The 15,621-nt window shown below is 59.7% G+C and carries 14 protein-coding genes; 11 read left to right on the top strand and 3 right to left on the bottom strand.

What is annotated here, in order from left to right; all coding sequences use genetic code 11:
- Window positions 1-13: 13 nt before the first annotated feature.
- On the bottom strand, window positions 14-286 hold the full coding sequence (locus EDE05_RS24405; protein ID WP_112741533.1) for a DUF4164 domain-containing protein: 273 nt from the start codon (window positions 284-286) through the stop codon (window positions 14-16).
- A 321-nt stretch (window positions 287-607) separates the two neighbouring features.
- On the opposite strand from EDE05_RS24405, the gene tkt reads away from it, so the two are divergent.
- The 8 genes from tkt (at window position 608) to EDE05_RS24365 (ending at window position 12,133) form a co-directional block, all read left to right on the top strand.
- The gene (tkt, locus tag EDE05_RS24400; protein WP_105374754.1) at window positions 608-2,590 is read left to right on the top strand and encodes a transketolase; all 1,983 of its coding nucleotides are present in this window, start codon (window positions 608-610) and stop codon (window positions 2,588-2,590) included.
- A gap of 46 nt (window positions 2,591-2,636) precedes the next feature.
- Window positions 2,637-3,647: a type I glyceraldehyde-3-phosphate dehydrogenase gene (gap, locus tag EDE05_RS24395; protein ID WP_105374753.1), complete on the top strand. Its 1,011-nt coding sequence runs from the start codon at window positions 2,637-2,639 to the stop codon at window positions 3,645-3,647.
- A 289-nt stretch (window positions 3,648-3,936) separates the two neighbouring features.
- Window positions 3,937-5,424: a hypothetical protein gene (locus EDE05_RS24390; RefSeq protein ID WP_132409311.1), complete on the top strand. Its 1,488-nt coding sequence runs from the start codon at window positions 3,937-3,939 to the stop codon at window positions 5,422-5,424.
- Between the two features lie 774 nt (window positions 5,425-6,198).
- The gene (locus tag EDE05_RS24385) at window positions 6,199-8,022 is read left to right on the top strand and encodes a potassium/proton antiporter (protein WP_105375038.1); all 1,824 of its coding nucleotides are present in this window, start codon (window positions 6,199-6,201) and stop codon (window positions 8,020-8,022) included.
- A gap of 120 nt (window positions 8,023-8,142) precedes the next feature.
- Window positions 8,143-9,345: a phosphoglycerate kinase gene (locus tag EDE05_RS24380; protein WP_105375046.1), complete on the top strand. Its 1,203-nt coding sequence runs from the start codon at window positions 8,143-8,145 to the stop codon at window positions 9,343-9,345.
- Window positions 9,346-9,565: 220 nt separating this feature from the next.
- Window positions 9,566-10,462, top strand: a complete 897-nt coding sequence (locus EDE05_RS24375) for a fructose bisphosphate aldolase (RefSeq protein ID WP_105375039.1) — start codon at window positions 9,566-9,568, stop codon at window positions 10,460-10,462.
- 204 nt (window positions 10,463-10,666) lie between these two features.
- Window positions 10,667-11,113, top strand: a complete 447-nt coding sequence (locus EDE05_RS24370; protein ID WP_105375040.1) for a hypothetical protein — start codon at window positions 10,667-10,669, stop codon at window positions 11,111-11,113.
- 102 nt (window positions 11,114-11,215) lie between these two features.
- Window positions 11,216-12,133: a PhzF family phenazine biosynthesis protein gene (locus tag EDE05_RS24365; RefSeq protein WP_105375041.1), complete on the top strand. Its 918-nt coding sequence runs from the start codon at window positions 11,216-11,218 to the stop codon at window positions 12,131-12,133.
- On the opposite strand, the gene EDE05_RS24360 is transcribed toward EDE05_RS24365, so the two are convergent.
- Complete coding sequence (locus EDE05_RS24360; protein ID WP_132409313.1) at window positions 12,134-12,346, bottom strand: hypothetical protein; 213 nt, start codon at window positions 12,344-12,346, stop codon at window positions 12,134-12,136. It lies immediately after the preceding gene.
- A 145-nt stretch (window positions 12,347-12,491) separates the two neighbouring features.
- Between EDE05_RS24360 and EDE05_RS24355 the strand changes: the two genes are divergently transcribed.
- From EDE05_RS24355 to EDE05_RS24345, 3 genes are all read left to right on the top strand, one after another.
- Window positions 12,492-13,772 carry an MFS transporter gene (locus tag EDE05_RS24355; protein ID WP_105375043.1) on the top strand — a complete coding sequence of 427 codons (1,281 nt, stop codon included), beginning with the start codon at window positions 12,492-12,494 and terminating at the stop codon, window positions 13,770-13,772.
- A complete protein-coding gene (locus EDE05_RS24350) occupies window positions 13,769-13,960 on the top strand; it encodes a DUF1192 domain-containing protein (RefSeq protein ID WP_105375044.1) in 192 nt (63 codons plus the stop codon). Before EDE05_RS24355 ends, EDE05_RS24350 begins: the two co-directional genes overlap by 4 nt.
- A 454-nt stretch (window positions 13,961-14,414) precedes the next feature.
- Window positions 14,415-14,927 (top strand): DUF1465 family protein, encoded by a 513-nt coding sequence (locus tag EDE05_RS24345; protein ID WP_105375045.1) that lies wholly within the window; start codon window positions 14,415-14,417, stop codon window positions 14,925-14,927.
- Window positions 14,928-14,976: 49 nt separating this feature from the next.
- Here the strand turns inward: EDE05_RS24345 and EDE05_RS24340 are convergent, their stop codons facing one another.
- On the bottom strand, window positions 14,977-15,504 hold the full coding sequence (locus EDE05_RS24340) for an AAA family ATPase (RefSeq protein WP_348631309.1): 528 nt from the start codon (window positions 15,502-15,504) through the stop codon (window positions 14,977-14,979).
- Window positions 15,505-15,621: the final 117 nt, after the last annotated feature.

The following is a 15,621-nucleotide window of genomic DNA, read 5'->3' as shown; positions in this document are numbered from 1 at the left end:
TTGTTCTCTGGCGTCAGCGATCCAGAACGGCGCGAATGGTTTCCATCGCCGTCACCAGGCGCCGGGAGACCTCGCGATTGACCTCTTCAAGGCGGTTGGCACGGAATTGCGACTGGTCGAGCTCCTGGGCAAGGCGCGCACGATCCGCATGGACACGGCGGACCTCGCCTTCGACGTCCTGGGCTTCCCGCTGGCGCTCGATGCGGGCATCGACGGCGCTCTCCAGGCCGCCGATGGCAGCCCTGAGTTCCGAAATCACCATTTCGATCGTTTTTTCCCCCGGCATGAAACGCCTTCCGTCGATACGCAAGGTGGACCGAATCGAAACAGTTCACCTCTCCAACAAGCTCCGCAGACTATTCACCGTCCGCGAGGCGGTCAATCAATCCAAGCGCCCCGAACATGTCCTAACTGTGGATCGCCGATGATGTCCCCGCTTTAAAGATGCCGTTGCACAATGCGGAGGCAGTATGCGGGAAACTTGCCCATTCCGCCTTGGTTCAAGCCCCGCTTTTGTTGACTTGCGCGTTGCACCTGCTAAGGATCACCCGCTCTCAGACGGTCCATACCGGGACCGTGATCGACACCCGTAAAAAGCGGATAAGCCATGATCTCTCGCGACAAACATAACCGGATGGCGAATGCGATCCGATTCCTTGCCATGGATGCTGTGGAGAAGGCCAATTCCGGCCATCCCGGCCTGCCGATGGGCGCTGCCGACATCGCGACCGTGCTCTTTACCCGCTACCTCAAATTCGATCCGAAGAACCCGCTGTGGCCGGATCGCGACCGTTTCGTCCTCTCCGCCGGCCATGGCTCCATGCTGCTCTACGCGCTCCTCTACCTGACGGGCTACGAGGACATGACGATCGAGGACATCAAGCAGTTCCGCCAGCTCGGTTCCAAAACAGCCGGCCATCCGGAATACGGCCATGCCTCCGGCATCGAAACCACCACCGGCCCGCTCGGCCAGGGCATCGCCAATGCCGTCGGCATGGCGATCGCCGAAAAGAAGCTCGAGCTGGAATTCGGCTCCGACCTGCAGAGCCACTTCACCTACGCGCTCTGCGGCGACGGCTGCTTGATGGAAGGCATCAGCCAGGAAGCGATTGCGCTCGCCGGCCACCTGAAGCTCAACAAGCTCGTTCTCTTCTGGGACAATAACAACATCACCATCGACGGCCCGGTCAGCCTGTCGGACTCCACCGACCAGATCATGCGCTTCAAGGCGGCCCACTGGAACACGATCGAGATCGACGGCCACGACACCGACCAGATCGCAGCCGCGATCGAAGCCGCGCAGAAGTCCGACCGCCCGACCTTCATCGCCGCCAAGACCATCATCGGCTTCGGCGCCCCGAACAAGGCCGGCACCCACAAGGTTCACGGCTCGCCGCTCGGCGCCGAAGAAATCGCCGCCACCCGCAAGGCGCTCAACTGGGAAGCGGAAGCCTTCGTCGTCCCGGCAGACGTGCTCGATGCCTGGCGTCTTGCGGGCCTGCGCTCCACCAAGACCCGCAAGGAATGGGAAGACCGTCTTGCCCAGACTCCGTCGGAAAAGAAGGCCGAGTTCGTGCGCCGCTTCGCCGGCGATCTGCCGGGCAGTTTCGACAGCGCCATCGACGCCTTCAAGAAGAAGATCGCCGAAAACAACCCGACGGTCGCGACCCGCAAGGCCTCCGAAGACGCGCTCGAAGTCATCAACGGCCTTGTTCCGGAAACGCTCGGCGGCTCCGCCGACCTGACGCCGTCGAACAACACCAAGACGAGCCAGATGAAGGCGATCACGCCCGCCGACTTCTCCGGCCGCTACATGCACTGGGGCATCCGCGAACATGCGACCGCCGCGGCGATGAACGGCATTGCGCTTCACGGCGGCCTCATCCCCTATTCCGGCGGCTTCCTGATCTTTTCCGATTATTGCCGCCCCTCCGTTCGCCTTGCGGCCCTGATGGGCATCCGCGTCGTGCATGTCTGGACGCATGACTCGATCGGCGTCGGCGAAGACGGCCCGACCCACCAGCCGGTCGAACATCTTGCAGCACTGCGCGCCATCCCGAACCTGCTCGTCTTCCGCCCGGCCGACGAGACCGAAACCGCCGAGTGCTGGCAGCTGGCGCTCAAGGAAAAGCATCGCCCGTCGGGCCTGGCGCTGACCCGCCAGAACCTGGCGCCGGCCCGCAAGACCTACGAAGAGAAGAACCTCTGCGCCAATGGCGCTTACGAGCTCGTTTCGTCGGCCGATGCCAGGGTGACGATCTTCGCGTCCGGTTCGGAAGTGGAAATCGCCCTCAAGGCGCAGGCCATCCTGGACGGCAAGGGCATCTCCACCCGTGTCGTTTCGGTTCCCTGCGTCGAGCTCTTCATGGACCAGTCGGAAGACTATCAGCAGGCGATCATCGGCAATTCGCCCGTCAAGATCGCGGTCGAAGCGGCGGTGCGCGAAGGTTGGGATCATTTCATCGGCCCGAAGGGCACCTTTATCGGCATGAAGTCCTTCGGCGCTTCCGGTCCGGCCAAGGACCTCTACAAGCACTTCGGCATCACCGCCGAAGCGGTCGTCGCTGCGGCCGAGAAAGAGCTCGCCTGAGCCAAACCATTCATTCGAAGACAAGCCAAAAGCGGGAGTATGTAAAATGACTGTCAAGGTTGCCATCAACGGGTTCGGCCGCATCGGCCGCAACGTTCTGCGCGCCATCGTGGAATCGGGCCGCACCGACATCGAAGTCGTGGCCATCAACGATCTCGGCCCGGTTGAGACCAACGCCCACCTGCTGCGTTACGATTCGATCCACAACAAGTTCCCGGCCGAGGTGAAGGTCGAAGGCGACACGATCATCGTCGGCGGCGGCAAGCCGATCAAGGTCACCGCCGTCAAGGATCCGGCCACCCTCCCCCACAAGGAACTCGGCGTCGACATCGCTCTCGAATGCACGGGCATCTTCACCGCCCGCGACAAGGCCGCCGCCCACCTGACGGCCGGCGCCAAGCGCGTCATCGTCTCGGCGCCTGCCGACGGCGCCGACCTGACCGTCGTCTACGGTGTCAACCACGACCAGCTGACCAAGGATCACCTGGTCATCTCCAACGCGTCCTGCACGACCAACTGCCTGGTTCCGGTCGTCAAGGTCCTCGACGACGCCGTCGGCATCGATCATGGCTTCATGACCACGATCCATTCCTATACAGGCGACCAGCCGACGCTCGACACGATGCACAAGGATCTCTACCGCGCCCGCGCAGCCGCGCTGTCGATGATCCCGACCTCGACGGGTGCCGCCAAGGCCGTCGGACTCGTCCTGCCGCATCTGAAGGGCAAGCTCGACGGCACCTCGATCCGCGTTCCGACCCCGAACGTCTCCGTCGTCGACTTCAAGTTCGTCGCCAAGAAGACGACCTCGGCCGCCGAAATCAACGAAGCGATCAAGGCCGCTTCGAACGGCAAGCTCAAGGGCATCCTCGGCTACACCGACGAACCGCTCGTCAGCCGCGACTTCAACCACGATAGCCATTCCTCGATCTTCGCGATCGACCAGACCAAGGTGCTCGAAGGCAATTTCGTCCGCATCCTCTCCTGGTACGACAACGAATGGGGCTTCTCCAACCGCATGTCGGATACGGCCGTGGCATTCGCCAAGCTGATCTAAGGATTAGAGTGGCCGCCTTCGGGCGGCACCGGCAGGATATCGCCCCCTCCCCGCAAGGGAGGGGGTTTTTGTTTGTGGGTGGCGGAGAGGGCGATGGCCGCGATAAAATGCGTCGGGAACTGTGCGCAGCAGACGTGAAGCACCCATAGCGCCACAAGCGGACGTTGCCGTTTTCGGCATCACCAATTTTAATATGGCCTGAAATACATTCGAGTGAACGCTGTGTTTGACCTTGCCGCAAGCACTGGCGAGGGTGACAATTTCAAACTGGTTGAAAACTGGGTATAATATGCAGACCTTTGACGAAATCGCGAAAGACTTCTCGGGCACGCTTTTACACGGTCATCATCGTGACCCAAACGCTACCGGAACCCTCACGGTTTCGGGTAAAGATACTTTGGTACGGATAACCTCGCATCAGCCTGCGCGGTCATACAGTAACAGTCAGGGCTTTTTTTCTTTTTCGACCACAGCAGAAAACGGAAGAAAGATCTTTTTGCATAACTGCATAAATATGGGATTTCAGAAATCACAAATACATTCCGAAAAAATCACGGAAACTATATTTCCTAACATTGTCTGCGTTGACGCCGAGGCTTTATCGAAACAGAATAAAGTAAATCCGATCGTATTCAGCATTGATAAATTTGGGGATTTCTTCCGCTACGACTTTATAGAATCTCATTCTCTTTATAAAGCTCCAAAAAATATCCTCAACAAGCTTATGCAGATCAGATCGGCTGCCGATAAGATCAATCAATACCAAGATTACGTGCGGACGCATGACTTTTTTAGTCCTGATATGGTCTACATATCTCACGGTCCCAAAAAGATAATCAGCTTTACCGTAGATGACGCTCGCTATGAGATAGTGAGTGCAGGATCGTCAGGATTCGGTGGCAATAGCTTGCATCTTCAGACTCGATTTTATGCGCGTATATATTGGAGCAAACTCGTAAATTTGGACGATGCGTTGGATGCTGCGTGGTCTTGGAAGCGATTCTTTTCCCAGATCGCTAGCGAGGAGTTAGAACCTTCTAAAGTTGGGGTACGAGCCAATGGCACCTCAAGGCGTACCGTATCAGCAAGCTTGTACCTCCCCAACTTGATCGGCGTTTCACATAGGCCAAACCCATGGAATTTTGGACCAGCAAACGTTCCTTTCCGTGAATGGAATGAGCGTAGCAAATTATCAGATTTGATGCAGTCTTGGCTGCTAGGCGAGCCTGACAGGCGCCGTTTCCGGGTTTTGCTCAATGGCGTCATTTCCACGATGCATACGCGATATAATCTGAGCGACATTGTTGATTTATGCGCAGCGGTTGAGAGTATTTCAAAGGGGGGAATAAGCGCCTATTCGGAAGAAGCAATCGAAAAAGTCACACTCGCTGCGTTTAAAGAAGCGGAACTACTCGGGCTAAACGTCTCTGTCGAACGTATTACGGGCCTTATTAAGCAATTGAACCAGAGGTCTCTGCCTACTCGATTGAAGGAGATATTCTCCACCATATCACCACTCATATCCAGCAACGAACAGCGTGTTCTTGTTCGAAACATTCTAGAATTACGGACAATCGCTGCCCATGGCCATGTCGTGACTGAAATGACCATTCCAAAACTCTCTCCGACAGTGATCGCTTTAGCTTCAGCGCTTATTGTCTTTGATCAGGTTGCTAGCGGCCTAAATGTCAATGACGAACGGCTGATAGCAAAAACTGATTTGAAAATGAGCATCGGCGCGATAATGCGACTTCACGCAGAGAGAAAGCTTGCTTAGCCGTGAAATCTAACGTGTGGCGTCAGATGGATAACTACCTATTCAGGGCTTCGACGCGTGTAGCGAAGGCTTCAAAGCCCCGCCCCGCACCTCTCCCTCAGATTTTTTCACCCTCCCATTTCCCCACCCCTCCAACCCATGCCTACAATCCTCCCGCTCCCACCACCGGAGTGTTTCGCGAGACGTTCGCGGGCAGGCGGGGCCGGCGCTTTCATCAAAACCGTAACGTGCGGGGACGGTGGAAGAGGTGAAAGCCATGGGCAAGGGGCAACCCGAACCCTATCAAGCCTCCCCCTGGCCGCCGGGCCAGGTTCGGTTGAGCCGTGCAAGTGGTGAGGTTTCCCGAAAGGAAATCGCGAACAAAGCCACGCAGCGAGGCGAGGTGATCACCTGTAGAGGCCGGAAGCCTCGACAAGACGCCGAAGGCCACGCGAATGCGGAGCCACATTACTAAACTCACCTGAGGTTCCGCATTCGTGTGGGCTCTCCGATCCTCCAGCGTCCCCAAAAGTAGCACCCGTTTTTGGGACAAGACGCCGGGCAGAAAAGTAAAAAGCCATCGGCACCAAGGCACGAATCCGTCTTTTTTCCGCCCTGCCCTTCTCTTGCCGGAATTGTTCCCGCCTAATCAATGTGTTCTATCGATTCGCCTGGCGTCGAGCCGGGATCTGTCTCATTCTTCAGAAGCCGCTTCGCGGCGGGGCACAGTTCCGGTTCCGGGGCTGCGGGCGGGGAACGTGTGACGGGCAAGGGGTAAAGGAAGGGACCGTATAGGTGGAGGCGTTCTACATCATCCTGCTGGTCGGCACGGTCCTGGTGCTGGTGGCCGCCCTTTCGAGTCTCCTCGCCTTCCGGTTCGGCGCGCCATTGCTGCTTGTCTTCCTGGCGATCGGGCTCGCCGCCGGTGTCGATGGGCTCGGCATCCAGTTCGAGAACTACTCCTTCACCTTCATGCTGGGATCGCTTGCTCTGGCGATCGTGCTCTTCGATTCCGGCTTCATGACGCCCGTTCATTCGTTCCGCATCGCCGCGGCGCCGGCCTTGACGCTCGCCTCGGCAGGCGTCGTGCTGACATCCGGGATCGTCTCGATCGGCGCGGTCCTGCTTCTCGGCTTCACATGGCTCGAAGGCCTGCTGCTCGGCGCGATCGTCGCCTCCACGGATGCGGCCGCCGTCTTTTTCCTGCTGCGCATCGGCGGCATCAACATCCGCGACAAGGTGCGTTCGACGCTGGAGGTGGAGTCCGGCACCAACGATCCGATGGCGATCTTCCTGACGGTGGCGCTGGCGGAACTCGTCGCGACCGGCCAGGGCTTTTCCGGGCTGAACGCGCATTTTCTGCTGCTGTTCATCGAAGAAATGGGCCTTGGTGTGCTCTTCGGCCTGCTCGGCGGCATGATGATCGTCTGGGTGCTGAACCGCTTCACCTCCGACCGCGGCCTGGCGCCGATCTTCGTGCTGACGCTGGCGCTGCTGGTCTTTTCCTTCACCGGCGCCATGGGCGGCAGCGGCTTCCTGGCGGTTTATGTCGCCGGCATCTATTCCGGCAACCGGAAGATGTTTGCCAAGGCGCAGATCGTCCGCTTCAACGAGGGGCTGACCTGGCTCGCGCAGATCATCATGTTCCTGGTGCTCGGCCTGCTCGCCACGCCATCGCAATTCCCGGTCATCCTGCTGCCGGCGGTCGGCCTTGCCTTTTTCCTGATCTTCGTCGCCCGGCCGATCGCGGTGTGGCTCAGCCTGCTTCCCTACGACTTCACCCAGCAGGAAACCGGCTTCGTCGCCTGGGTCGGCCTGCGCGGCGCAGTCTCCATTCTGCTCGCCATCATGCCGATCCTGAGCGGCGTCGAGAACGGCTCGATCTTCTTCAATACCACATTCATCATCGTGCTGGTGTCTCTCCTGGTTCAGGGCTGGACGATCAAGCCCGTCGCCCAGAAGCTCGGCCTCATCATTCCGCCGCGTATCGGCGCCGTCGACAAGATCGAGCTCGACCTGCCGGGTACCGCCCATCACGAACTGATCTCCTACCGCGTCATGAAGGACAGCCCGATCCTGGGCGGCGAGCGCATCCCGCGCTGGGCCATGCCCTCGCTCGTCATCCGCGACGGCCGCAGCATGCGTTACCAATATGCCGGCCGGTTGAAGGAGAACGACCAGGTCTATCTCTTCATCTCGCCGGCCTATTCGAAACTGCTCGACCGCATCTTTGCAAGCCAGGTGCCGGTCGACGAGGACGACGCGGAATTCTTCGGCGCCTTCGCGATCTCACCGACCCGTCCGGCCAGGGAGCTCGATGCGGCCTATGGCCCGGGCCTGCTCTCCGCCAATGAGCAGAACATGACCGTCGGCGACCTTATCACTTCGCGACTCGGCGGCCGGGCGGATTACGCCGACCGCATCCGTTTCGGTTCGATCATCCTGATCGTCCGCGATCTCGATGAACACGAGCATGTCAAAAGCATCGGAATTTCGCTGGAGCCGGTCGAGCCCGCCACAAACCTGCCGATCTTCATCAACATGCGCGAGATCGCCCACCGGATTCGCGATCTGCTGCGCAAATACCGCGGCAGACCGGTGCCGGAGAAAAAGGGCTAGACGCCCCATGGCGGCGACCGCCGGTTAACGGGGAATGCACGTCCGGCCGATCAACCGCTTGCGTCACCGGTCAACCATAGTATGGTCCGCTGCGACTTTCCCAAGCAGATGGATCAGCTCATGCCGGCCTTTAAAACTCTCGACGACCTTTCCGATATCGCAGGCAAGCGCGTGCTCGTGCGCGTCGACCTCAACGTGCCCGTCGCCGATGGCAAGGTGACCGATGCGACCCGGATCGAACGCGTCGCACCGACAATCCTGGAACTTTCCGGCAAGGGCGCCAAAGTCATCCTGCTCGCCCATTTCGGCCGTCCTAAGGGTGAGCCGGTCGCCGAGATGTCGCTGTCGCTGATCGTCTCGGCCGTCAATGCCGTGCTCGGCAAGAAGATCCTCTTTGCCGCCGATTGCATCGGCCCGGAGGCCGAACAGGCCGTCGCCAGGATGGCGAACGGCGACATTCTGCTTCTCGAAAACACCCGCTTCCACAAGGGCGAGGAAAAGAACGACCCCGGCTTCACCGAAGCGCTCGCCAAAAACGGCGACATCTTCGTCAACGACGCCTTCTCCGCCGCCCACCGCGCACATGCATCCACCGAAGGCCTGGCCCATCACCTCCCCGCCTATGCCGGCCGCACCATGCAGGAAGAGCTTGAGGCGCTGGAAAAGGGCCTCGGCAATCCGGCCCGTCCCGTGGTGGCGATCGTCGGCGGCGCAAAAGTCTCCACCAAGATCGATCTCCTCCAGAACCTGGTCACGAAAGTCGATGCGCTGGTCATCGGCGGCGGCATGGCCAACACCTTTGTCGCCGCCAAGGGCATCAGTGTCGGCAAGTCTCTCTGCGAACATGACCTTGCAGAAACCGCACGGGAAATCATGAAGGCGGCCGAAGCGGCCAATTGCGCGATCGTGCTTCCCGTCGACGGCGTCGTCGCCCGCGAGTTCAAGGCCGGTGCTGCCAACGAAGTGGTGGACATCGAAGCAATCCCGGCTGACGCCATGATGCTCGATGTCGGGCCGAAGTCGGTGACGGCTGTGAACGACTGGATTTCCAAAGCCGCGACGCTCGTCTGGAACGGACCGCTCGGCGCCTTCGAGATCGAACCCTTCGATAAGGCGACGGTCTCCGCCGCGCAGCATGCCGCCGCCGAAACCAGGGCCGGCAGGCTCACCTCGGTCGCCGGTGGCGGCGATACGGTAGCGGCCCTCAATCATGCCGGTGTGGCTGACGACTTCTCCTATGTCTCGACGGCCGGCGGCGCGTTCCTGGAATGGATGGAAGGCAAGGAACTGCCGGGGGTTTCCGTCCTTTCCAAGACGGCCTGATTGGAGCATTATGAAAGCAAGAGGCGCGCCGATATAGGGCGGCGCGCTTCGATGTTAACCCGTTTAAAGAAATTTAGATATTTTAAACGATTGAAAGCATTTCAATCGTTTCAGTACGTTAGGCGAGCATTTCCCTTTAAAAAAACTTCTGTTATCCGCAAATTCCAAGCTTTGGGAGATATGAGCGCGTTTCGCGCCAACTTTAGGGACAGGAGTTAGTATGGTGGACGCCAAGATGTTGAACAAGATGAGTTCTGCGCCTGGATTCATTGCGGCGCTGGACCAAAGCGGTGGTTCAACACCCGGAGCGTTGCGCCTTTATGGTGTGTCCGAATCCGACTACCAGGGTGACGAAGAGATGTTCCGCCTGATGCACGCCATGCGCGTCCGCATCATGAGCGCGCCGGCCTTTACGGGCGACAAGGTCATCGGTGCAATCCTTTTCGAACGGACCATGGACGGCGACGTCGATGGTCAGCCTGTCCCGTCCTATCTCTGGGAAAAGCGCGGCGTCGTACCCTTCCTGAAGGTCGACAAGGGCCTGAATGCCGAAGAAAACGGGGTTCAGACCATGAAGCCGATGCCCGATCTGGACGCTCTCTTGATCCGCGGCCGCGAAAAGGGAATTTTCGGAACCAAGATGCGCTCGGTGATCGCTCATGCCGACAAGGCCGGCATCGCGGCCGTCGTGCGGCAGCAGTTCGAGGTTGCGCGTCGGATCATCGGCCAAGGCCTTGTCCCGATCGTCGAGCCTGAAGTGTCGATCAAAAGCCCGACCAAGGAACAGGCCGAAGCCATTTTGCGCGACGAGATCGCCGAGCAGCTGGACAAGCTTCCCGCAGGCGAAACCGTCATGCTCAAGCTGACGATCCCGACGGTTGCCGACTTTTACGCTCCTCTGATCGCTCACAAGTCGGTCATCCGCGTCGTTGCCCTTTCCGGCGGCTACAGCACAGCGGAAGCCTGTGAAAAGCTCAGCCATAACCATGGCATGATCGCGAGTTTCTCGCGCGGACTGACGGAAAAGCTGCGCGTCACGATGAGCGACGCGGAGTTTAACGCCAGCCTCGCGGAAACGATCGATCAGATCTACGCCGCAAGCATCGACAAGTCCTGACGCCATCTGAACAATGGGTTGGGGAGCACGTCGCTGATCTCAGCCGGAAGAAAGATCTCGAAAAGGCAGCATAAACATGCGCTTTTTCAAGGGAGGAAAAGGCCGCTCCGGCAACGGAGCGGCCTTTTGTCTGCGCTCTGATCTGCAAAGCTTGATGAACCGAACCGCAGCCACCACGTTTTCTTGCGGTCAGGAGGTCAAGCCATGACGGAACTGGAAGTAAAGGTACGTGAGCTTTTCAACGACTACGGCCGTGTCAGTAATGAGGCTCTGGCGGATCCGACCTCGGTGGACGTCGGCAGGGTGGCTGCTTTCTTCGCCCCTTATTTCGTTGGTTCAGCCCCGCAGGGTGTGATGGGCGGAGCCAATGACGAGAGGTTCCGCGAGGTTATTCCGCAAGGGTTTGCGCACTACCGCGAGGTGGGCGGCAAGGAGATGCTGCTGACCGGTCTGCGCGTCACGCCGCTCAATGATCTGCATGCCCTGGCGGAGGTGGGCTGGGAATTCGTCTACGTCAACAGGGCGGGCGAGAACGGTCGCATCTGCTTCACCAACTTCTACTTCGTCACCGTCGCGGATGGTGATGCCAGGATTTTCGCCTACGTCACCGGCGACGAAGAGAAGGCAATGAAGGAGCATGGCCTCGCCTAGAGACCGCATTGCCTTTCGTGATGCAAGGATCAAAAAGATTGGCTGGTTCGGACCATCCGGAAGGATTTAGATCGGCGGATCCCTGCTGCAGATGAGGGCGCTATGCCGACCGCCGAATTTGTTACCGTCGATGTCTTCACCGAAGAACGCTTTGCGGGCAATCCGCTTGCCGTGGTTCCCGACGCGCGCGGGTTGACCGACCGGCAGATGCAGCAGATCGCCACCGAGTTCGGTTATGCCGAAAGCACCTTCGTGCTGCCGCCCGAAAATTCTCAAAACAGCGCCCGTGTCCGCATCTTCACACCGACGATGGAAATCCCGTTCGCAGGTCATCCCAATGTCGGCACCGCCTTCGTCCTCGGTCGCCAAAAAGACGTCTTTGGAAAACCCGTCACCGATACGCTTCGTTTCGAAGAGATCGCCGGGCTGGTCGAGGTCAACCTTCTCCGGGAGGCCGGTGCCGTGACCGGGGCCACGATCCGTGCCCCGCAACCACTGGAGCTCGCCGAAGAGATCGCTCCGGAACTGATCGCCGGCTGCGCCTCGATTGATGCCGCCAAGATCCGCACGTCGAACCACGCGCCGATTGTCGCTTCGGTCGGCCTGCCCTTCGCTATAGCCGAACTCGAAGATCTCGCGACGCTTGCCGCCGCCCGCCCGAACGTTTCGGTATTTCATGAAGCCGCCGCCAGACATCCCAGATCGACGGGCGATTTCTCGCTCTTCCTCTATGTCCGCAGCGTGGACGACCCGTGGCATATCCGCGCCCGCATGTTTGCGCCGCTCGACGACATCATGGAAGATCCGGCGACCGGCAGCGCCTCCGCCGCCCTTTCCGCCTTTCTTGTCACCCGCGCCCCCGGTTCCGAGGCAGAGACGCACATCACGATAGAACAAGGCGTTGAAATGGGCCGCCGCAGCCTGATCGAAATCGATGTGGTGAAGGCCGCCGGCACCGTGACCGACGTGCGCGTCACCGGCCGATGTGTATCCGTCATGCGCGGCTTGGTCGACTGCTGATCAGGTAAAGTCTCTCAGTAAAAGCGCCGCACTCCAGATCGCGAAGGCGAAGACCGCGAGCTTCCAGAAATCACCCCGGCGCCTCAGACCGGGCAATCCGAGCGGCTTGATGATCTGGATCAACATGGCAAGCATCAGCAGGATGGCGATCGCCTTTGTCATTCCCGCCTTCGTTTCCGCCGCCGCCATAGGCTGGACATTTTTGCGCTCCACCACAGATATCCATCAACAGATTCGGGGGCATCCGCAAATCCGCTTCCGCCTTCGTTAACGCCCGGTTCATCGGCGCGCAACCATGCTTGCACGCCCCCCGATTCCATTATCGATCGCATTCGCGAAAAGAGCAGACAGTACCACGATGAGACGAAATCTCCTCCCAGTCTTCGCCCTCCTTTTTGGTACGCTTTTCCTCTTTCTCGGCAACGGTCTCCAGGGCCTTTTGCTGCCCGTGCGGGGTTCGGCGGAGGGGTATTCAAACGAGGTGCTGGGCCTGCTCGGCACCACCTGGGCTTCCGGCTTCGTCATCGGCTGTTTCGTCGCCCCGAATGTCGTGCGCCGCATCGGCCATGTACGAGCCTTTTCAGGTTTCCTTTCGCTGATCTGCCTGAACGTGCTGCTGACCGGACTTCTCGTCGACCAGAACACCTGGTTGGTCCTGCGCGCCTTCACCGGTTTCTCGACCGCCGGCACCTCGATGATCATCGAAAGCTGGCTGAACGAACGCGCCACCACCGAAAGCCGCGGCACGATCTTTTCCTTCTACATCTCCATCACGCTCTTCGGCGTGGTGGGAGGACAACTGATGGTGCCGTTCGGCGACGTGTCGACGCCGGCGCTCTTCATGGTCTGCGGTATCCTCTACTGCGTTGCAGCCCTGCCGACGACGCTCTCCAAGGCCGCCTCCCCGCAGCCGCTGAAAAGGGCGCGGCTGGATCTTCCGGGCCTCTTCCGGACGTCGCCGATCGCCTGTGTCGGCATCCTCCTGATCGGCATCGCGAACGGCGCCTACGGCACGCTGGGGGCCGTCTTCGGCACCCGGGCAGGCCTGGACAACGGGGCGGTCGCCGCCATGGTCAGCATCACCATTTTTGCCGGTGCGATCATGCAGTTTCCCGCGGGCCGTCTGTCCGACAACATGGACCGCCGATATGTGCTGGCAGGTCTTTCGGCAGCGGCAGCGCTTGCCGGCTTGGCAATTGCCGTCATCCGTCCGACCGACGTTTACGGCATCGTCGTGCTGGTGGCGATCTATGGTGCAGCGGCCAACGCGCTTTATCCGATCGCCGTCGCCCATGCGAACGACTTCGCCGCGCCGGAGGATTTCGTGAAGGTCTCGGGTGGGCTGCTGCTGCTCTTCGGCATCGGCACGATCATCGGCCCGACGCTTGGCGGGCCGGTCATGAGCTGGGCCGGTCCACATGCCCTCTTTGCGGTGACGGCCGGAGCGCATATTCTGGTGACCGCCTATGCGATCGTCCGCAGCCGCCAGCGCGCCGCTGTGCCGAGCGGCGACCGCGAGGCCTATACGACCGCGCCCACCTCGACGGCGCCGCTTGCCACGCCGGAAAGCCTGTCGCTTGACCCACGTGCCCAGGCGGAGACCGGCGCTGACAGCACCCTCAAGAAGGAGGCACCATGAGCTTTCTCGATGACGATCGCCAGAAGAAGCCGACGGCGCATGAGATCGGCGCCGACCTTTCGATGCTCTCCGTCGACGAACTCGACTCACGCATCGGCCTCCTGAGACAGGAGATCACTCGCCTGGAGGCCGAGAAAGAAAGAAAGGCAGCCGGACGCCGTGCGGCAGATGGTCTCTTCCGGTCATAAAGCCAAATATATTGCAAAGATCGGAAGTATTTCTCGCCTGGCATTAACGGCATATTAATCATTAACAAAGAATATGGAGACAGTTCGGGCCTCCCGGACTCAGACAGTTTCACCGTTCGGCGAATGGTCTGATTTCTCCCTGTTTTACCTTGAGAGCCGCCTTTCCGCGGCTCTTCTTTTTCCTGCAGATCCTCCGTCGCCGCTCTGCATCGCGAGTGACTGCATAAAAAAGCCGTAGCCCTACTCTCCGAAATGCTGTATTCGCCGCCCGAAATACGTCCCATTTCAGGAACCGTGCCGGCGTTTACCACTTCCTGTGGGTATTAACCTTTCCTTAAGAAACGGCTTGCGGATTTCCATTATAAGTACCATCTTCAAGCAGACAGAACGGCAGGGGAACTTTTATCCGCCGTTGCCATTGCCTGAATGTGATTGCGTTAGCAGGATGAATTCGATGTCCGAACAGGGATTGAACACCGTCAGTTTCGCCGGCCGCGCCGCAACGTCGTCGCAGTTCAAGGCGCTCTACACGGAAGGCATGGCGCTTGTCGAGGAGACCGCAAGCTATCTCGACGGTACCGGCCGGGCCGCGTCCAAGGTTCTGCCGCGCATGGCATCCGTTCTCTACGCCGCGGAATCCATGCGGCTCACCACCCGCCTGATGCAGATGGCCTCCTGGCTGCTCCTGCAGCGCGCCGTCAACAATGGTGAAATGAGCCGCGACCAGGTGATGTCGGAAAAGAGCAAGGTGCGCCTGGACGGCTTCAACGTCGACCGCAACGCTCCCGGCTGGCTCGAACTGCCGGAAGGCTTCCGCGATCTGGTGGAACGTTCGCTGCGGCTGCAGAACCGCATCGCGCTTCTCGACCGCGAGATCTATCGCGCGTCCGACGCCGCAGTCCTCCCGGACAACGAAAACAGCGTCCGCGCCCAGCTCAATCTGCTGCGCACCGCTTTCGGCAACTGAACGAGTTTTGCAAGTACCACAGCCGGTGCGGTCGCCTGCGCCGGCTTTTTTATGCCTTGAGAAAACTTTCCGCATATCCCAGGATCTGCTCCCGGCTGTGCAGTCGGACTTTGGGGCCGGCAAAGCCTTCGTAGAGCTTCAGATGGCCGTCGAATGCGTTCCAGTTATTCTTTCTGGCCCGGTATTCCGAAACCCATTTGACCAGCTCTTCGAATGATTGCTGGCTTTCGCCACCCTGGATGCCGCGGTGCAGGATATTCGCCACGCATTCCTCTTCGCTCACATCGAGCCAGATTAGAGTCGTTGTCCTCGGCAAGGCTATATTGACGTACAAACCGTATACGCCCTCCATCAGCCAGGCTTCACCCGCCGCAATCATTCGGATATCCTCATGCACGGCCGCCCTGTCGCGGGCAATCCCGTAGCGGCCCGGCTCCCAATGAACGTCGTCCAGGTGAAACAGCGGCAGGCCAAGCGGCCTTGCCAGCCGCTGCGCCAGCCACGTCTTGCCGGATCCGCCATTGCCCATGATCACGATCCGACGGGACACAGTCGGAATATCGGATTGCTCTTTCACCGGGGTCTCCCGACCGTAACATCACAATCGGGATAGGGGGGAGCCTATTGGCTCCGCCCCTCCCACACCACCCGGCATGCGGGTCCGCACCGGGCGGTTGGAGCAGTTGAGGTCGTC

The sequence above is a fragment of the Neorhizobium sp. R1-B genome (assembly GCF_004368875.1).
Classification (GTDB): Bacteria; Pseudomonadota; Alphaproteobacteria; order Rhizobiales; family Rhizobiaceae; genus Neorhizobium; species Neorhizobium huautlense.
The sequence above is the reverse complement of the archived record's forward strand: the minus strand, read 5'-3'. Positions and strand labels throughout refer to the sequence as shown.